General features: G+C 69.5%; 15 protein-coding genes. 11 read left to right on the top strand and 4 right to left on the bottom strand.

The window, feature by feature from the left end; translation table 11 throughout:
- Window positions 1-74: 74 nt before the first annotated feature.
- A complete protein-coding gene (gene clpB, locus STARVERO_RS13910; RefSeq protein ID WP_144344374.1) occupies window positions 75-2,693 on the bottom strand; it encodes an ATP-dependent chaperone ClpB in 2,619 nt (872 codons plus the stop codon).
- A 415-nt stretch (window positions 2,694-3,108) separates the two neighbouring features.
- Between clpB and STARVERO_RS13915 the strand changes: the two genes are divergently transcribed.
- The gene (locus STARVERO_RS13915; RefSeq protein WP_144344373.1) at window positions 3,109-4,194 is read left to right on the top strand and encodes a PLP-dependent cysteine synthase family protein; all 1,086 of its coding nucleotides are present in this window, start codon (window positions 3,109-3,111) and stop codon (window positions 4,192-4,194) included.
- A 12-nt stretch (window positions 4,195-4,206) separates the two neighbouring features.
- On the opposite strand, the gene ubiG is transcribed toward STARVERO_RS13915, so the two are convergent.
- Entirely contained in the window at window positions 4,207-4,950 is a 744-nt protein-coding gene (gene ubiG, locus STARVERO_RS13920; RefSeq protein ID WP_159599517.1) for a bifunctional 2-polyprenyl-6-hydroxyphenol methylase/3-demethylubiquinol 3-O-methyltransferase UbiG, read from the bottom strand.
- A 170-nt stretch (window positions 4,951-5,120) separates the two neighbouring features.
- Between ubiG and STARVERO_RS13925 the strand changes: the two genes are divergently transcribed.
- From STARVERO_RS13925 to STARVERO_RS13945, 5 genes are all read left to right on the top strand, one after another.
- Window positions 5,121-6,371 (top strand): aspartate kinase, encoded by a 1,251-nt coding sequence (locus STARVERO_RS13925; RefSeq protein WP_159599519.1) that lies wholly within the window; start codon window positions 5,121-5,123, stop codon window positions 6,369-6,371.
- Window positions 6,372-6,451: 80 nt separating this feature from the next.
- Window positions 6,452-8,719, top strand: coding sequence for a phosphoenolpyruvate--protein phosphotransferase (gene ptsP, locus STARVERO_RS13930; RefSeq protein WP_144344370.1), 2,268 nt, complete (start codon window positions 6,452-6,454; stop codon window positions 8,717-8,719).
- A 10-nt stretch (window positions 8,720-8,729) separates the two neighbouring features.
- Complete coding sequence (gene prfA / locus STARVERO_RS13935; protein WP_144344369.1) at window positions 8,730-9,827, top strand: peptide chain release factor 1; 1,098 nt, start codon at window positions 8,730-8,732, stop codon at window positions 9,825-9,827.
- Complete coding sequence (prmC, locus tag STARVERO_RS13940) at window positions 9,824-10,675, top strand: peptide chain release factor N(5)-glutamine methyltransferase (RefSeq protein ID WP_159599521.1); 852 nt, start codon at window positions 9,824-9,826, stop codon at window positions 10,673-10,675. The genes prfA and prmC overlap by 4 nt, the downstream gene beginning before the upstream one ends.
- A gap of 620 nt (window positions 10,676-11,295) precedes the next feature.
- Window positions 11,296-12,342 carry a DUF4167 domain-containing protein gene (locus STARVERO_RS13945; RefSeq protein ID WP_244616766.1) on the top strand — a complete coding sequence of 349 codons (1,047 nt, stop codon included), beginning with the start codon at window positions 11,296-11,298 and terminating at the stop codon, window positions 12,340-12,342.
- A 146-nt stretch (window positions 12,343-12,488) separates the two neighbouring features.
- Here the strand turns inward: STARVERO_RS13945 and STARVERO_RS13950 are convergent, their stop codons facing one another.
- Window positions 12,489-13,319 carry an MOSC domain-containing protein gene (locus STARVERO_RS13950; RefSeq protein WP_144344366.1) on the bottom strand — a complete coding sequence of 277 codons (831 nt, stop codon included), beginning with the start codon at window positions 13,317-13,319 and terminating at the stop codon, window positions 12,489-12,491.
- Window positions 13,320-13,495: 176 nt separating this feature from the next.
- On the opposite strand from STARVERO_RS13950, the gene thpR reads away from it, so the two are divergent.
- The 5 genes from thpR (at window position 13,496) to STARVERO_RS13975 (ending at window position 16,583) form a co-directional block, all read left to right on the top strand.
- Window positions 13,496-14,029, top strand: a complete 534-nt coding sequence (gene thpR, locus STARVERO_RS13955) for an RNA 2',3'-cyclic phosphodiesterase (protein WP_144344365.1) — start codon at window positions 13,496-13,498, stop codon at window positions 14,027-14,029.
- A gap of 85 nt (window positions 14,030-14,114) precedes the next feature.
- Entirely contained in the window at window positions 14,115-14,519 is a 405-nt protein-coding gene (locus STARVERO_RS13960) for a YkvA family protein (RefSeq protein WP_159599525.1), read from the top strand.
- Window positions 14,520-14,731: 212 nt separating this feature from the next.
- The gene (locus tag STARVERO_RS13965; RefSeq protein WP_186292013.1) at window positions 14,732-15,250 is read left to right on the top strand and encodes an invasion associated locus B family protein; all 519 of its coding nucleotides are present in this window, start codon (window positions 14,732-14,734) and stop codon (window positions 15,248-15,250) included.
- 112 nt (window positions 15,251-15,362) lie between these two features.
- A complete protein-coding gene (gene gloB, locus STARVERO_RS13970; RefSeq protein WP_144344362.1) occupies window positions 15,363-16,136 on the top strand; it encodes a hydroxyacylglutathione hydrolase in 774 nt (257 codons plus the stop codon).
- Window positions 16,137-16,145: 9 nt separating this feature from the next.
- Complete coding sequence (locus tag STARVERO_RS13975) at window positions 16,146-16,583, top strand: cupin domain-containing protein (protein ID WP_144344361.1); 438 nt, start codon at window positions 16,146-16,148, stop codon at window positions 16,581-16,583.
- A 52-nt stretch (window positions 16,584-16,635) separates the two neighbouring features.
- On the opposite strand, the gene yddG is transcribed toward STARVERO_RS13975, so the two are convergent.
- Window positions 16,636-17,511 (bottom strand): aromatic amino acid exporter YddG, encoded by an 876-nt coding sequence (yddG, locus tag STARVERO_RS13980; protein WP_186292012.1) that lies wholly within the window; start codon window positions 17,509-17,511, stop codon window positions 16,636-16,638.
- Window positions 17,512-17,702 lie beyond the last annotated feature (191 nt).

Below are 17,702 nucleotides of genomic sequence, written 5' to 3' on the forward strand. Positions count from 1 at the left end.
TCCGGCGGGCATGCGACCAGCAAAAAGGGCACCGCTCTCGCGGCGCCCTTTTCGTATGACGGTCGGGAAGCGGCTCAGGCCGCCTCCTCCACGGCGCCGGGACGGGTTTCGAACAGCAATTCGCTCGCCCCGCGCTCGACGCGCACCACGTCGCCGTCCTTCACCGTGCCGGCAAGGATGCGGCCGGCCAGCGGATCCTGCAGCAGCTTCTGGATCACCCGCTTGAGCGGACGCGCGCCATAGGCCGGATCGTAGCCCCTCTCGGCGAGGAAATCCCGCGCCTCGGGAGTGATCTCCAGCTGGATCTTGCGCTCTTCCAGCAGCTTCTCCAGCCGCTTGACCTGAATGTCGACGATGGCGCCCATCTGCTCGCGGCGCAGCCGGTGGAACAGGACGATCTCGTCGACGCGGTTGAGGAATTCGGGCCGGAAGTGCGCACGCACCACGCCCATCACCTCGTCGCGCACGGCCTCGGTGTCCTCGCCATCCGGCTGGTTCACCAGATACTCCGAACCGAGGTTGGAGGTCATGATGATCAGCGTGTTGCGGAAGTCGACCGTGCGGCCCTGCCCGTCCGTCAGGCGCCCGTCGTCGAGCACCTGGAGGAGGACGTTGAACACGTCCGGATGCGCTTTCTCCACCTCGTCGAACAGCACGACCTGATACGGCCGGCGCCGGACGGCCTCGGTCAGCGCGCCGCCCTCCTCATAGCCGACATAGCCGGGAGGCGCGCCGATCAGCCGGGCCACCGCGTGCTTCTCCATGTACTCGGACATGTCGATGCGCACGAGCGCGGTGTCGTCGTCGAACAGGAAGGAGGCCAGCGCCTTGGTCAGCTCGGTCTTGCCCACGCCCGTCGGGCCGAGGAACATGAACGAGCCGATGGGCCGGTTGGGGTCCTGCAGGCCCGCCCGCGCGCGGCGCACCGCCGTGGAAACAGCTTCCACGGCCTCCTTCTGGCCGATGACGCGCCGGGACAGCACGTCCTCCATGCGCAGCAGCTTCTCCTTCTCGCCTTCCAGCATCTTGTCGACGGGCACGCCGGTCCAGCGCGAGACGACCTGCGCCACGTGGTCGGGCGTCACCGCCTCCTCCACCATGGCGCCGGCCTTCACCTCGGCAGCGGTGTCCTTGGCTTCGATGGCGGCGAGCTTCTTCTCCAGCGCCGGGATGGTGCCGTAGGCCAGCTCGCCCGCCTTCTGGTACTCGCCGCTGCGCTGGGCATTGGCGAGTTCGGCGCGGGCCTTCTCAAGGTCGCTCTTGATCTTCTGGGCGTCGCCGAGCTTCTCCTTCTCCGCCTTCCAGCGGGAGGTAAGCGAGGCCGACTGCTCCTCGAGATTGGCAAGCTCCTTCTCCAGCTTCTTGAGCCGGTCCTTGGAGCCTGCGTCGCTCTCCTTCTTCAGCGCCTCCTGCTCGATGCGCAGGCGCACGATCTCGCGGTCGATGCTGTCCAGCTCCTCGGGCTTGGAATCGACCTGCATGCGCAGCCGCGAGGCCGCCTCGTCCACGAGGTCGATCGCCTTGTCGGGCAGGAAGCGGTCGGTGATGTAGCGGTTCGACAGCGTCGCCGCCGCGACCAGCGCCGAGTCGGTGATGCGCACCCCGTGGTGCAGCTCGTACTTCTCCTTGATGCCGCGCAGGATGGAGATGGTGTCCTCCACCGTCGGCTCGTTGACGAAGACGGGCTGGAAGCGGCGGGCGAGCGCGGCGTCCTTCTCGATGTACTTGCGGTACTCGTCGAGCGTGGTCGCGCCGACGCAGTGCAGCTCGCCGCGCGCCAGCGCCGGCTTGAGCAGGTTGGAGGCGTCCATCGCGCCTTCGGTCTTGCCCGCGCCGACGAGGGTGTGCAGCTCATCGATGAACAGGACGATGCCGCCCTCGGCCGCCTCGACTTCCGACAGCACGCTCTTCAGCCGCTCCTCGAACTCGCCGCGATACTTCGCGCCGGCGATGAGCGAGCCCATGTCGAGCGCGAGCAGCTGCTTGTCCTTCAGGCTCTCGGGCACGTCGCCGTCGACGATGCGCAGCGCGAGGCCCTCGACGATGGCGGTCTTGCCGACGCCGGGCTCGCCGATGAGGACGGGGTTGTTCTTGGTGCGGCGCGACAGTACCTGGATGGTGCGGCGGATTTCCTCGTCGCGACCGATCACCGGATCGAGCTTGCCCTCGCGCGCTGCGGCGGTCAGGTCGCGAGCGTACTTCTTGAGGGCGTCATAGGCGTTCTCGGCGGTGGCGCTGTCGGCCGTGCGGCCCTTGCGCAGCGCCTCGATGGCGGTGTTGATCTTCTGCGGGGTGGCACCGGCCTTGGCGAGGATCTTGCCCGCCTCGCTGTCCTTTTCCAGCGCGAGCGCGAGCAGCAGCCGCTCGACGGTGACATAGCCGTCGCCAGCCTTCTTCGCCGCCTGCTCGGCGGCCTCGAACACCCGCGCGGTCGCCGGTGCGAGATAGACCTGCCCGGCGCCGGAACCCTGCACCTTCGGCAGCTTGTTCAGCGCCGCCTCGGTGTCGGCGAGCACGATGCGCGGATCGCCGCCGGAGCGCTGGATCAGCCCGGCGCACAGCCCTTCCGGGTCGTCGAGCAGCACCTTGAGCAGATGCTCGGGCGTGAACTGCTGGTTGCCCTCGCGCAGCGCAAGCGACTGCGCCGACTGCACGAATCCACGCGCGCGCTCGGTGTAGATCTCGAAATTCATCTGTCCCTCCAGACCCCTCCCCTCGCCCTCCACGGAGGCGCGAGCGGTTATCGGGATTGCGGCGCCCGTATCCCGGCCGCCGCGGCGGGCCCCATCATGGCGACCCGCTCGACCTCATGTAGTGTTGCCCATCGGCAACGGAAGGGCCTTGCGGCGGATCAAGCGGTAAATTTCATCGGCCCGCTCGACGTTCCCTGACTCGACGTTCCCCCGAAAGGCGTAGGGGCCACCAGCCGGGATCAAAAGGCGTAGACGGGACAACAGCGCTTCCGGCCGCCCGACGCCGGGCGTATGAATAACGTAGGGAAGCGAAACAGGCCGGCAAGCGGGCCGCCGATCCGAACAGCATCCCGACCGCCGCCGGCCATCGACACCGCCCGCACGCGGCAGCCCTGCGGGCGCCCGGGAGGTCACGATGGACAAGCCGATGACGGGCCGGACGACCTCGGGTCGCGGCCGCCTCTTCGAGAGCGTGGTGGAGACTGTCGGCGACACGCCGGTGATCCGCATCAACAACCTCGCTCCCAGCCACGCGACGATCTATGCGAAGGCCGAGTTCTTCAATCCGGCCGCCTCGGTGAAGGACCGGCTGGCGCTCAGCATCATCGAGGAAGGCGAGCGCAGCGGCGCGCTGCGGCCGGGCCAGACGGTGGTCGAGGCCACCAGCGGCAATACCGGCATCGGCCTCGCCATGGTCTGCGCCCAGAAAGGCTATCCGCTCGTCGTCACCATGGCCGACAGCTTCTCCATCGAGCGGCGCAAGATGATGCGCATGCTCGGCGCCAAGGTCGTGCTGACGCCGCGCGCCGCCAAGGGCTGGGGCATGTATCTCAAGGCGGTGGAGCTGGCCGAGGCCAATGGCTGGTTCCTTGCCCACCAGTTCGAGACCGCCGCCAACGCCGCGATCCACGAGGCGACGACGGGCCGGGAGATCATCAACGACTTCGCCGGCCAGAGACTCGACTGTTTCGTCACCGGCTACGGCACCGGAGGCACGGTCGTCGGCGTCGGGCGGGTGCTGCGGCGCGAACGGCCGCAGACGCGGATCGTGCTCAGCGAGCCGGCCAACGCCCAGCTCGTCGGCAGCGGGACACCCCAGCCGCGCAACGCCGACCATTCGCCGGCGGCGAGCCACCCCGCCTTCGAGCCGCACCCGATCCAGGGCTGGACGCCGGATTTCATCCCCTATGTGCTGCAGGAGGCGATCGACCACAGCCTCTATGACGAGGTGATCCCCGTTCCGGGCGCCGAGGGCATGCGCTGGGCGAAGGAGCTGGCGCGCCGGGAGGGCATCTTCACCGGCATCTCCGGCGGCTCCACCTTCGCGGTGGCGCGGCAGGTGGCGGAGAACGCGCCGTCGGGATCGGTCATCCTGTGCATGCTCCCCGACACCGGCGAGCGCTACATGACGACGCCGCTCTTCGAGGGCATCGAGGCGGAAATGGACGAGGAGGAACGCGCGCTTTCCCGCTCCACGCCCGGCTTCCAGATCGAAGCGTGAGCGCTTTCCGCGTCAGGCCGGCTTCTCGGCCAGCATCACATAGTTCACCGACACGTCGCCCGAGCGCCGCCAGGCATCGGCGAGCGGGTTGAAGACGACACCCTCGCGGTCGACGACGACGAGCCCGCCGGCCTCCAGCGCCGCCTGCAGTTCCTCCGGCGTGAGGAACTTGTTCCAGTCGTGCGTGCCCCTCGGCAGCCAGCCGAGCACATATTCCGCTCCGACGATGGCGAGCGCGAAGGAGCGCTTGGTGCGGTTCAGCGTCGCCGCGAAGAGCAGGCCGCCCGGCTTCACCATTTCGGCGGCGCGGGCGAGGAACAGCCCGACATCGGCGACATGTTCCACCACCTCCATGGCGAGCACCACGTCGAAGCGCTCGCCGGCGTCGGCCAGCGCCTCGGCGGTGGTCGCGCGGTAGTCGACCGGCACGCCGCTCTCCTCGGCGTGGAGGGCGGCGACGCGCACGTTCCTATCCGCGGGATCGATGCCGACGACCGAGGCGCCCATCCGCGCCAGCGGCTCGCTGAGCAGCCCGCCGCCGCAGCCGATGTCGAGCAGCCGCAGCCCTTCCAGCGGACGGATGGCGCGATCGTCGCGGCCGAAATGCGCGGTGATCTTCTCCCGCAGATAGGCGAGACGCACCGGATTGAACTTGTGGAGCACGCCCATCTTGCCGCGCGGGTTCCACCATTCGGCGGCGAGCGCGGCAAAACGCTCCACTTCGCGGGGATCGACGGTGGTGGCGGCTTCGCTCATCGGCACTCTCTTGATCTGACGCGGCCCGGCTCGCGCCGAGAGGAATTCCAAGCTCGCGCGGCGGCGTTGCGGGCGGCGCGCGAGGTCGATATGTATACGCGCCTTTTGGGCCGGGAGCCCACCTTTCCCGCCCGGCCTCCGACAAAAGAACACGGTTACGGTTTCCCGCAATGGCACGTCTGGTGATGAAGTTCGGCGGCACCTCTGTCGCCAACATTGAGCGCATTCGCAACGTCGCAAGGCATGTGAAACGGGAAGTGGAAGCCGGGCATCAGGTGGCCGTCGTGGTCTCGGCGATGTCCGGCAAGACCAATGAGCTGGTCGGCTGGGTACGCGAGACCTCCGTGCTGCACGACGCCCGCGAGTATGACGCCATCGTCGCCTCGGGCGAGCAAGTGACCTCCGGCCTGCTGGCCGTCGCGCTGCAGGACATGGGCATTCCCGCCCGCTCCTGGCAGGGCTGGCAGCTGCCCATCTCGACCGACGACGCGCACGGCTCCGCCCGCATCCTCGACGTGAACGGCGACGAGATCGTCGCCCGCTTCGCGCAGGGCGAGGTGGCGGTGATCGCCGGCTTCCAGGGCATGCACCTGCCGAGCGGGCGCATCACCACGCTCGGGCGCGGCGGCTCGGACACCAGCGCCGTGGCCATCGCCGCCGGCATCAAGGCCGACCGCTGCGACATCTACACCGACGTCGACGGCGTCTACACCACCGACCCGCGCATCGTTCCCAAGGCGCGGCGGCTGGACAAGATCGCCTTCGAGGAAATGCTGGAAATGGCCTCGCTGGGGGCCAAGGTGCTTCAGGTGCGCTCGGTGGAGCTCGCCATGGTACACAAGGTGCGCACCTTCGTGCGCTCCAGCTTCACCGACCCGGACGCCCCGGAACTCAAGACCGCCGGCGATCCGCCCGGCACCCTGATTTGCGACGAGGAGGAAATCGTGGAGAGTGAAGTCGTCACCGGCATCGCCTTCGCCCGGGACGAAGCCCAGGTCAGCATCCGCCGCGTGCCGGACAAGCCCGGTATCGCCGCGAATGTGTTCGTGCCGCTCGCGGACGCGAACATCAACGTCGACATGATCGTGCAGAACATCTCGGCCGAGGGCTTCACCGACATCACCTTCACCGTGCCGACCGCCGATTTCGAGCGCGCCAAGGCGGCGCTCGCCGGCGTGCGCGGCGAGATCGGCTTCGAGAGCATCGAGGGCGCCACCGACGTGGTGAAGATCTCGATCATCGGTATCGGCATGCGCTCGCATGCCGGTGTCGCGGCGCGGGCCTTCAAGGCGCTGTCGGAGCGCGGGATCAACATCCGCGCCATCTCCACCTCGGAGATCAAGATCTCGGTGCTCATCGACGCGGCCTATACCGAGCTTGCCGTGCGAACCTTGCATTCGGTATACGGGCTCGACGCCTGATCCCAGGCAACGGCGCGGCGCGAGTCGCGCCGTGACATCGACGCTCCGGGAATGCGGGTCCCGGAAACCGAGGACGGCCGATGCGTGGCGCGCTCGGCGGCCCGCGCGTGCTATTGAGGCGGCTCCGCGAGGTCATGGCGGAGCCGGTCAGCGCGCAGGACCGCCTCGACAAGATCGTGGTGCTGATCGCGGCCAACATGGTGGCCGAGGTCTGCTCGGTCTATGTGCTGCGCGTCGACGGCACTCTTGAGCTCTATGCGACCGAAGGTCTGAACCGCACCGCCGTCCATCTGACGGTGATGCGCATCGACGAGGGCCTCGTCGGCACCGTCGCCCGCGAGGCCGAGCCGATCAGCCTGTCCAACGCGCAGGCGCACCCCGCCTTCTCCTACCGGCCGGAGACTGGCGAAGAGATCTACCATTCCTTCCTCGGCGTGCCGATCCTGCGCGCCGGCAACACGCTCGGCGTGCTGGTGGTGCAGAACCGCGCCCACCGCACCTACACCGAGGAAGAGATCGAGGCACTGCAGACCACCGCCATGGTGCTCGCCGAGATCATCGCCTCGGGCGAGCTCACCGCCATGGCGCTCCCGGGTGCCGAGCCCGCCGCGCGCCGGCCGCTGCATCTCAAGGGCCTCGCCCTGTCGGACGGCATCGGCCTCGGCCATGTGGTGCTGCACGAGCCACGCATCGAGGTCACCAAGGTCATCGCCGACGACCTGCCCGGCGAGCTGAGGCGGCTCGACGAGGCGGTCGAGACGCTGCGCACCTCCATCGACATCATGCTGGAGGACGAGGGCGTCGCCCGCGTGGGCGAGCATCGCGAGATCCTCGAAGCCTACCGCATGTTCGCGCATGACCGCGGCTGGATCGGCCGCATGCGCGAGGCGGTCATGACCGGCCTCACCGCCGAGGGCGCGGTGGAGCGCGTACAGTCGGACACGCGCGCGCGCATGCTGCGCATGACCGACCCGTATCTGCGCGAGCGGATGCACGATCTCGACGATCTGGCGAACCGGCTCCTGCGCCAGCTCACGGGCCGTGCCACCGGCGAGGAGCGCGCCGGGCTGCCCGACAACGCCATCATCGTCGCCCGCAACATGAGCCCGGCGGCGCTGCTGGACTATGATCGTTCGCGCATACGCGGCCTCGTGCTCGAGGAAGGCGCGGCGACCAGCCATCTCACCATCGTCGCCCGCGCCCTCGGCATCGCGGCGGTCGGCCATCTCGAGAATATCGTCGGCCAGGTCGACGCGGGCGATGCCGTCATCGTCGACGGCGTCAGCGGCGAGGTGCATGTGCGCCCGCCGGCGGACGTCGAGGCGGCCTATGTCGAGAAGGTGCGCTTCCGCGCCAAGCGGCTGGAACAGTACGCCGCGCTGCGCGACGTGCCGACCGTCACCAAGGACGGAACCGAGATCGAGCTGCATCTCAACGCCGGCCTGCTGGTCGACCTGCCGCACATCGCCGAGACTGGCGCGACGGGCATCGGCCTGTTCCGCACCGAGCTGCAGTTCATGATCGCCTCGGCCTTCCCGCGCACCAACGAGCAGCTCAAGCTCTACCGCTCGGTGCTCGATGCGGCGGGCGAACGGCCGGTCGTCTTCCGCACGCTCGACATCGGCGGCGACAAGGTGCTGCCCTACATGCGGGCCATCGAGGAGGAGAATCCGGCGCTCGGCTGGCGGGCGATCCGCCTCGGCCTCGACCGGCCCGGCCTGCTGCGCAGCCAGATCCGCGCCCTGCTGCGCGCCGCGACCGGACGGGAGCTGCGACTGATCTTCCCAATGGTGTCGGCGGTCGAGGAATTCGACCGCGCCCGCCATATCGTGGAGCGGGAGCTGACCCATCTGCGCCGCCACGGCCACGGGCTGCCCGAGCGCGTGCTGGTCGGCGTGATGCTGGAAGTGCCGGCGCTGCTGTTCCAGCTCGACCAGCTCTTCCCGCGCGTCGACTTCGCCTCCGTCGGCTCGAACGATCTGGTGCAGTTCCTCTACGCCGCCGACCGCGGCAATCCGCGCGTCGCCGACCGTTTCGACCCGCTCGGCCCGCCCGCCCTGCGGGCGCTGAAGCTGGTAGCGGACAAGGCGGCCGAATACGGCAAGCAGGTCACGCTCTGCGGCGAACTCGCCTCGCGGCCGCTGGAAGCGCTCGCGCTCGCCGCCATCGGCTATCGCAAGCTCTCCGTCTCCCCGGCCTCCTACGGCCCGGTGAAGGCGATGCTGCTGGAACTCGACCTCGCCGCCGCCGCCGCCTTCGTCGCGCCGCTGCTCGCCGACGGCGCGGATGCGGGCTCGCTGCGCCAGTCGCTCAAGGCCTTCGCCGAAAAGGCCGGCCTGCCGCTGTGAGTATCCGCACGTGACGGCCCTTCCCGACGCCCGGCTTGACCAGCTCCTTGCCCGCCATGCGGAGATCGAGCACGCCCTTTCCGGCAGCCCCGACGCGGACACCTATGTCCGCCTCTCGCGCGAATTCGCCGACCTCTCCCCGCTCGTCGCCAGCGTGAAGGCGCTGCGCGCCGCCCAGCGCGAGCGCGCGGGGGCGCAGGCGCTGATCGAGGATCCCGCCACCGATCCCGAGATGGCCGAGCTCGCCCGCGAGGAAGCGCGGGAGCTCGACGCGCGGCTCGATGAGCTGACGCACGCCGTGCGCCTCGCTTTGCTGCCCAAGGACGCGATGGACGCGCGCGGCGTCATCCTCGAAGTGCGCGCCGGCACCGGCGGCGACGAGGCCGCCCTGTTCGCCGGCGACCTGTTCCGCATGTATGAGCGCTTCGCCGGGCTCAACGGCTGGTCGGTCGAGGTCCTGTCCATGACCGAGGGCACCGCCGGCGGCTTCAAGGAGATCGTCGCCGCCCTCCACGGCAACGGCGCCTATGCGAAGCTGAAGTTCGAATCGGGCGTCCACCGCGTGCAGCGCGTGCCGGAGACGGAAGGCTCCGGCCGCATCCACACCTCCGCCGCCACGGTTGCGGTGCTGCCGGAGGTCGAGGACGTCGATATCGACATCAACGAGGCGGATCTGCGCATCGACGTGTTCCGCGCCTCCGGCGCTGGCGGCCAGCACGTCAACAAGACCGAGAGCGCGGTGCGCATCACCCATCTGCCGACCGGCGTCGTGGTGGCGGTGCAGGACGAACGCTCGCAGCACAAGAACAAGGCCCGCGCCATGGCGCTGCTGCGTGCCAAGCTCTACGACGCCGAGCGCGAGAAGCGCGACAGTGCCCGCGCCAGCGAGCGCAAGGTGCAGGTCGGCTCCGGCGACCGCTCCGAGCGCATCCGCACCTATAATTTCCCGCAGGGCCGCGTTACCGATCACCGCATCGGCCTCACCCTGCACAAGCTGCCGGAAATCCTCGCCGGCGACGCGCTGGGCGAACTGGTCGATGCCCTGACCACCGAATATCAGGCGGCGCTGCTGGCCGAGGCCGAGAACGCCGGCTGGGGCGAGCGGTGACGAGCCGGGCCGATCTGGCGCGCGAGATCGCGGCGAGCTTCGCCGCTGCCGGGCTGGAGACGCCGGAACGCGAGGCCCGCGCGCTGCTCAGGGCCGGGCTCGGCCTCTCCGACGTCGACCTCCTCGCCCGCGCGGACGCCGCGGTGCCGGAAGCCGAGGCGCACCGCCTCCGCGCCCTCGCCGCCCGCCGCGCCGCCGGCGAGCCGCTGGCACGCCTTGTCGGCCGGCGCGAGTTCTGGAGCCTCGACTTCGCCCTCGCCCCCGAGACCCTGGTGCCGCGGCCGGAGACCGAGACGCTGGTCGAGGCCGCCCTTGCCGCCTTCCCGGACCGCGCAACGCCGCTCGCCATCCTCGATCTCGGCACCGGCAGCGGCGCGCTTCTCGCCGCGCTGCTCAGCGAATATCCCGCCGCCTTCGGCATCGGCGTCGACCTGTCGCCCGGTGCCGCCCGGCAGGCCCGCGCCAATCTCGAAAGCCTCGGCCTGGGAGCGCGCGCCGCGATCCTCGTCGGAGCGTGGGCGGATGCCCTCGCCGGGCGCTTCGACCTCGTGGTCTCCAATCCGCCTTATATTCCCACGATGGATATCGCCGCACTCGACCGCGAGGTGCGCGAGCACGATCCGCTCCTCGCTCTCGACGGCGGCCCGAAGGGGCTCGATGCCTACCGCGCCATCGCGCGCGCCCTGCCCGGGCTGCTCCGTCCGGGCGGGCGGGCGGTGCTAGAACTGGGTATCGGCCAGGAGGGTGACGTCGCGACGCTGCTCACGGCGGTCGGCCTTGCCCCGGATGGCCCGGCGCGGCGCGATCTTGCCGGGATCGCGCGCGCCATCGTGACCCGGCCGGCCTGAGAATACCTGCACTGCGGCAAAAAAGGGCTTGGAACGGCATACTGAAGCTATTAGTGTCCATATTAGGAATCGTCCTGAGACATCACCTGACTCACCGTGGTTCGTATGCCGGTCGCTCTCGTCGAGTGCCCGTGCTCATCATCGGTATGACATTCTGGCCTGTGCGGAAGGTCTGAATGGAACGAGGCGTCTCAGAGGGGCGAACGCTCCACGAGTTTATCGGTGCGGCTTCGGTTGCACGATGAAGCATGGGGTCGGCCGTTGCGCTGTGTGGCGCGGGCCGGGTCCGGGCCGGAAGAATATGGCCAGGATGGATCGCGGCCGGAATATCCGGCGGCGGAGCATCTTCGAAGATGCGCTCCCATGGAAGAAGTCCGATGGTCGGCGGCGACCTGCGGCATATGCCGGAACCACGCGGTTCCCGGCTATGGCAGGTTTTCCCCGGCCGCAAGGCGAGATTTCCCGACGCACCGTTCCCGATGGCCGCGGCCAGAGGACGGGGTGACGGAAAATTGAGGCGATTGACCCGCCAGTACCCGCGCCGAACGGGGTTCGCCCCGCCGGCCCTTGTACCGGCATCAGAGACCAGCTCGATGCGAAATAATAACCAGCAGAAGCGTATGCGCGGCCGCAACAACGGCAATCGTCGCAGCCAGAATCCGCTTACGCGTGTCTATGAGTCCAACGGCCCCGATGTGAAGGTGCGCGGCACCGCTCAGCATATCGTCGAGAAATACCAGCAGCTCGCCCGCGACGCGCAGGCGTCGGGCGACCCGGTGGCGGCGGAGAACTATCTCCAGCACGCCGAGCACTATTTCCGCATCATCGCGGCCGCCCAGGCCCAGTTCGGCGTGCAGGGCCAGCCCTTCCAGCGCTCGGACGAGGACGAGTACGAGGACGACCTCGAGGAAGCCGGGACCGATGGCCAGCCGGCTTTCCAGGCCCGCGAGCCGCAGGGCCAGCGCGAGGGCGGACAGCGGGACGGCCAGCGCGAAGGAGGTCAGCGCGACTTCTTCCGCGACCGCGACGGTCGCCGCGACAACCGCGAGCGTGGACAGGATCGCGACCGCCAGGACCGCGACCGGCCGGATCGCGATCATCGGGATCGTTCCGACCGCCACGACCGCGACCGCCAGAATCGCGACCGCCAGGACGGCGAGCGCGGCGAGCAGCGCGAGGGCCGCTGGTCCCGCGACAACCGCCCCTATCGTGAACCGCGCGAGCCCCGTGAGCCCCGTGAGGGCGGCGAAGGCTATCGCGATCCTTCCCAGCAGCCGCAGCCACGCCTCGGGCCGGAAGTCGAGACCGAGATCGGCGGCCTGCCCGCCTTCATCACGCAGAGCAGCGCCGCTCCGGTGAGCGCGGCCGTCGAGACCGCTCCGAAGGCCACCAAGGCTGAAGCTTCCGCCGTCGAGGTCGCCAAGGCCGAGCCGGCTCCGGCCGAAGCCGCGCCGGTCGTGGCCCCGGCCCGTCCGGCGAAGGAAGGCACGAGCCGCTCGCGCAGCACCAAGGCTGCTGCTGCGGCAGTGGTCGCCGCGCCGGCCGAGGAAACCGCCGAAGACGGCGAGGCCCGCGCTCCCCGCACCCGCCGCCGGCGCTACCGCCGCGCGGAAACGGAAGGCGAGGGTGAAGGCGCCGAGGCGGCGACAGCGGAAGCCGGCGAGTGAGCCGTCGCTGAACCGAAATGCAAAAGGCCCGGCTCAGCCGGGCCTTTTTGTTTGGGCGTTCCTGTCGAAGACATTCCCCGCATCCAACAATGCATCGTCAGGCCGGAGGGGCGAACCCGGCCACAACGATCATCGCGGTGGGAATCTCACAGCGTGATGCGAACCGAATCGCCTTCCGCGATCAGCCCGCCCTGCTCCACCTCGGCGAAAATCCCGCAATCGGTGTGACCGAAGGTGCGCATCAGCGTGCCCGGCACGTCCAGGTCGCGCCGGGCGGTGATGGGATCGACGTTGGTGGCCGCGCACCGGAAGATGCGCTGGGTGACCTTGAGGCGCACCTGGTTGCCGACCTCGATGGTGTGGCCGACGAGGTCGAACTCCTCCCAGGGCTCCATGCCCTCCAGATAGAGATTCGCCCGGAAGCGCAGCGGATCGACCGGCTGGCCGATGATCTCGCCAAGCGCCCGGCAGCTCGCGAGGTTGATCAGCGAGATGAAGCCTTCCGTGGTGTCGACGAAGCGGAAGCCTTCCGGCGCGGCGAGGACGCGGGGGGCGCCGCGCAACTCGTAGCGCGAGTAGCGCTGGAAGAAGAGTTCGATCGCCTCCCGCCCCTCCGGCGTGTCCAGCTTGCCGCGCACCACTTCCTCGCCATCGTGGTCGATCACCAGCTCATGCGTGGCGTCGTCGTAGCGGGCGTCGAGCGCGGCGAGGCGCTCGTTGCGCATCAGCATGAGGAACTTGATCTTGGGCTGGAAGGCCGGCGCCTCGGGAATGAAGCCCGACGGGCCGTTCTCGATGGCGTAGAGCCGGTCGCCCGGAAAATACTTGCCCGCCTCCAGCTCGACCAGCTCCAGCCGCTCCGGCGTCAGCCCCTTCACCGGATAGCGGTAGAGGGAGCCGATGCTGGCGAAACTGACAGGCCCCGCGGATGCCTCGGCGGGGGGGAAAAGATCGGCATCGTCGGTCGATTCGCTCATCCGTCGCAGCATATAGGCTCACGCCTTTCCCGTCAGCCGCGCCGAAACGCCCGGCGAGCGGGAAACCGGCCTCCCGGCGGCCTGTGTTTTGCCTGTCGTATTTTCGGCTTTTCCTCAGCGCACGAATCCGGCTCAATCGACAGCGGGTTCCTCGCTGGTAACTCAAGGAGGGGGTCATGCCGCGGCTCTTCACCGCCCTCGAAATTCCGGCCGATGTCGCCGAGCAGCTTTCCATGCTGCGGGGTGGCCTTCCCGGCGCCCGCTGGATCAGCCCGGAATTCTACCATGTCACGCTCCGCTTCATCGGCGATGTCGATCATGTGGTGGCGCGCGATGCCGCCGCCGCGCTCGACGAGATCGACCGCTTCGGCTTCGACCTCACCCTTTCCGGCGTCGACCAGTTCGGCAATCACAAGCCGCACTCCATCTTCGTCGGGGTGAAGGCCAACCAGGCTCTGAACGAGCTTCAGGCCGAGCATGAGCGGGCGATGAAGCGCATCGGCCTGCCGCCGGAAACGCGCAATTTCCGCCCGCACGTCACGCTGGCGCGGCTGCGCGACGCGGCGCCCCGGCAGGTGGCGGACTATCTCGCCCTGCGCGGCTATTTCCGCACCCCCACCTTCCAGGTCTCGCGCTTCGTGCTCTATTCCTCGCGCGATTCGGTGGGCGGCGGTCCCTACCGCGTCGAGGCCGCCTATCCGCTGATGTGACCGCCCCGCCGGCCATTGCGAAAAGGCACGGCCGGGACCATCTGAATGGGCGCCCGGGCAGCCTTTGCCCGGACAGGAGAGCTGGATGGCCCACCGTTCCGACCCCACCATCGACCTTGAGGACATCGAGGCGATCGGCGCCGATGACGGCAACGAGGCGCGCGTGCGCGCCGGCTTCTGGCGCAAGCTCGCGGGCGTCGCCGCGCGCGTGCCCTTCGCCGAGGATGCCGCCGCCGCCTATTACTGCGCGCTCGACAGCCGCACGCCGGTGCGGGTGCGCGCGCTGCTGTTCGGCGCCCTCGCCTATTTCCTGCTGCCCACCGACGCGGTGCCGGACGTTTTCCTCGGCCTCGGCTTCACCGACGATGCCGCGGTGCTGGCGACGGCGCTGAACCTGCTCGCCTCGCACATCGCCCCCACCCACAGGGCCGCGGCGCGCACCGCGCTCGATCGCCTGCGCGCGAACCGCCCGGCCGCCGGATCCCGGTAGCGCCGGGCCGGTACCATGCTGGCGCACCGCCGGTAGGGAACCATTTACCATACCGTCACTTGCCAGGCCGTCCTCACGCATTTGAACAGCAAAGGCGTCGCTTTGGGATACCAAGGGTTCACAGCCGCTGGCGGGGCGGATATCCCTGTGGCGGTATGAGCGGAGAATCACTGCGAGCCGCACCGCGGCGGACGATACGGAGGACGGAGACCATGGCACGACGCACCGCGCGCGCGGCATTCGCCGGCTTGGCACTGGCTTTCATCGGCGCAACCAGCGCCGGCGCCCAGGGGGCGCCGAAGCTTGTCGGGCAGTTCGGCGATTGGGGTGTCTATGTGGACACCAGCGGCAGCGGCAAGATCTGCTACGCCCTCTCCCAGCCGAAGAGCCGGCAGCCTTCCGGCCTGACCCGGGACCCGGCCTATTTCTTCATCTCGACCCGCACCGCCGAGAATGTGCGGGGCGAGGTCAGCGTCGTCATGGGCTTCCCGCTGAAGGAAGGCACGGACGCCACGCTCACCATCGGCCCCGCCAATTTCGGCCTCTACACCCGCGGCACCGGCGCCTGGGTGCGCAACGTCGCGGAAGAGAAGAAGCTGATCGACACCATGCGCAAGGGCCGGGACGTGGTGGTGAAGAGCACCTCGGTGCGCGGCAACGTCACCACCGACACCTATTCGCTGAACGGCATCTCGGCCGCCGTCGACCGCGCCACGCAGGAATGCCGGTGACAGCTTCGCCGCGGCGCCACTGACGCGCCATCCGGCCATGCGATAGACTGACGGGCGGCGGCTTCGGCCTCTCCGCCCGTCCTTCGTCCGAGGTAAAGACCCGAGGAACCCCATGCCGGCCGAACTGCGGCTCATCCCCTGCCTCGCCGACAATTACGCGGTGCTTCTGCGCGACCCCGTGACCGAGGCCACCGCCGTCATCGACGCACCGGAGGTGGCGCCGATCCTCGCCGCGCTGGAGCGCGAGGACTGGGCGCTGACCCACATCCTCGTCACCCATCACCACACCGACCACATCGCCGGCGTACTCGCGCTGAAGGAGCGCTTCGGCGCGACGGTGATCGGCCCCAAGGCCGAGCGCGACACCATCCCCGGCCTCGACTTTGCGGTGGTGGACGGCGATCCGGTCGCCGTCGGCAGCCTCGTCGGGCGGGTCATGGAAACGCCGGGCCACACCAAGGGCCACATCGTTTTCCTGTTCGAGGACGAGCGGCTGCTGTTCTCCGGCGACACGCTGTTCGTGCTGGGCTGCGGCCGCCCCTTCGAATGCGATCCGCCGGTGCTCTGGGAATCGCTGCTGCGGCTGCGCGCCCTGCCGGACGACATCTCGGTCTATTGCGGGCACGAATACACCGTCTCGAACGGGCGCTTCGCCGTCAGCGTCGATCCCGATAATGCCGAGCTCGCCGCCCGGCTGAAGGAGGCGGAGGCGCAGCGCGCCGCCGGCAAGCCGACCCTGCCCACCACCATCGGCGCGGAGAAGGCGACCAACCCCTTCATGCGGGCCGACGATCCCGCGCTTGCCGCCCGTATCGGCCTCGCCGGCGCGGAGCCCGGCGCGGTCTTCACCGAGCTGCGCAGCCTCAAGAACAGTTTTCGCGGCTGAGGCGCGGCCATGACCGGCCGGCTCTCCGCCCAGGACATCATCGCCCGGCTCGGCCTGCAGCCGCACCCGGAAGGCGGGCACTTCCGCGAGGTCTTCCGCGACGCCCACCGCACGGCGGAAGGCCGCGCGGTCTCCACCGCCATCTATTTCCTGCTGGCCGCCGGCGAACGCTCGCACTGGCACCGCGTCGATGCCGTCGAGATCTGGCACTGGTACGCCGGCGCGCCGCTGGAACTGAGCGTCTCCAGCGCCGATGCCGGCCCGGTCGAGGCACTCCTCCTCGGCCCCGCTCTTTTCAACGGCGAAGAACCGCAGCGCGTGGTGCCGCGAGGCGCCTGGCAGGCCGCGCGCAGCCTCGGCGAATGGACGCTCGTCGGCTGCACCGTGGCGCCGGGCTTCGAGTTCGCCGGCTTCGAACTGGCGCCGCCCGGCTGGTCGCCGGGCTGAGTTCCCGGGCAAATTCTTATCGCAAAAGTCTGCAACGTTTGCGGAACATGCCCTAGCGCCGCGCCAGCAGCGTCGCCACCGCCGCGCCGCCGACGATGAGCGCGCAGGCCACCGCCAGCGTCCAGCTCGGCGCCGCGAAGCCGGCGATCACCAGCAGCAGCGTCGAGAGCACCGGCGCCGCATAGGAGGCGACGCCGAGAAGGCGGATATCGCCCCGCTTCATGCCGATGTCCCAGGTATAGAAGGCGATGCCCACCGGCCCGATGCCCAGCGCCAGCACGGCGAGCCACTCCCCCCCGGCCGGCCAGATCGACGGCTCGAACAGCGCATGGCACACCGCCGACAGCGCCGCCGTGGCAAGGCAGAAACCGGCCACCACCTCGGTCGGCACCGCCTCGAAGCGGCGCGAGGCGACGGAGTAGACCGACCAGATGACCGCGCAGACCGCCGCCGCGAGATAGCCGGGCACATATTCCGGCGTGAAGCCGAAGCCGCCGGCACGCCCGCCGAGCAGCACCACCGTGCCGGCGAGCCCCATCAGCGCGCCCGCCACATGCGCGGCACGCAGCCTCTCGCCCGGCAGGAAGGCCGAGAACAGCACGATCAGCAGCGGCCAGAGATAGGCGATCAGCCCCGCCTCGGCCGGCGGCGCCAGCTTCAGCGCCGAGAAATAGAAGAAATGGTAGCCGAACAGCCCGCCGACACCGTGCAGCCAGACCGGCCAGGGCTGGCGCAGCACGCCGAGCCCGACGCCGCGCACCATCGCGGCGAGGAGGCCGACAATGCCGCCGACGGTGAAGGTGAGCGCCGTCAGCAGGAAGGGCGGCACGGCCCCGGTCGAGGAGGTGGCGAGCGCCAGCGTCGACCAGAGCAGGATGGCGGTGAAGCCGATGAGCGTGGCGGCGCGGCCGGAGAGAGCACGGGACATGAAGGGCACCTGGGTGGGGTGCCCCTTATGACCGGCGCGGCCTCCCAAGCCAAGAGCCGGAAGGGCCGGGCCGCAAGAGAAGCGCCGGGAGAGAAGCGCCGGGAGACAAGCGCCGGAAGAGAAGGCCCGCGCCGTTGGGTTAGGCGGCGCGGCGGCGTGGGAACCACGGGAGCGGACCGGCGGCGAGCCGG

This window comes from Starkeya nomas (genome assembly GCF_902703545.1).
Lineage (GTDB): Bacteria > Pseudomonadota > Alphaproteobacteria > Rhizobiales > Xanthobacteraceae > Ancylobacter > Ancylobacter moscoviensis.

What these genes read in the sequence shown, in the direction of transcription:
- STARVERO_RS13945 (WP_244616766.1), top strand. Translation starts at nt 11,296, where the DNA reads ATGCGCGGCCGCAACAACGGCAATCGTCGCAGCCAGAATCCGCTTACG.
- ptsP (WP_144344370.1), top strand. Translation starts at nt 6,452, where the DNA reads ATGCGTGGCGCGCTCGGCGGCCCGCGCGTGCTATTGAGGCGGCTCCGC.
- STARVERO_RS13965 (WP_186292013.1), top strand. Translation starts at nt 14,732, where the DNA reads ATGGCACGACGCACCGCGCGCGCGGCATTCGCCGGCTTGGCACTGGCT.
- STARVERO_RS13915 (WP_144344373.1), top strand. Translation starts at nt 3,109, where the DNA reads ATGGACAAGCCGATGACGGGCCGGACGACCTCGGGTCGCGGCCGCCTC.
- thpR (WP_144344365.1), top strand. Translation starts at nt 13,496, where the DNA reads ATGCCGCGGCTCTTCACCGCCCTCGAAATTCCGGCCGATGTCGCCGAG.
- STARVERO_RS13975 (WP_144344361.1), top strand. Translation starts at nt 16,146, where the DNA reads ATGACCGGCCGGCTCTCCGCCCAGGACATCATCGCCCGGCTCGGCCTG.
- clpB (WP_144344374.1), bottom strand. Translation starts at nt 2,693, where the DNA reads ATGAATTTCGAGATCTACACCGAGCGCGCGCGTGGATTCGTGCAGTCG.
- ubiG (WP_159599517.1), bottom strand. Translation starts at nt 4,950, where the DNA reads ATGAGCGAAGCCGCCACCACCGTCGATCCCCGCGAAGTGGAGCGTTTT.
- yddG (WP_186292012.1), bottom strand. Translation starts at nt 17,511, where the DNA reads ATGTCCCGTGCTCTCTCCGGCCGCGCCGCCACGCTCATCGGCTTCACC.
- STARVERO_RS13925 (WP_159599519.1), top strand. Translation starts at nt 5,121, where the DNA reads ATGGCACGTCTGGTGATGAAGTTCGGCGGCACCTCTGTCGCCAACATT.
- STARVERO_RS13950 (WP_144344366.1), bottom strand. Translation starts at nt 13,319, where the DNA reads ATGAGCGAATCGACCGACGATGCCGATCTTTTCCCCCCCGCCGAGGCA.
- STARVERO_RS13960 (WP_159599525.1), top strand. Translation starts at nt 14,115, where the DNA reads ATGGCCCACCGTTCCGACCCCACCATCGACCTTGAGGACATCGAGGCG.
- gloB (WP_144344362.1), top strand. Translation starts at nt 15,363, where the DNA reads ATGCCGGCCGAACTGCGGCTCATCCCCTGCCTCGCCGACAATTACGCG.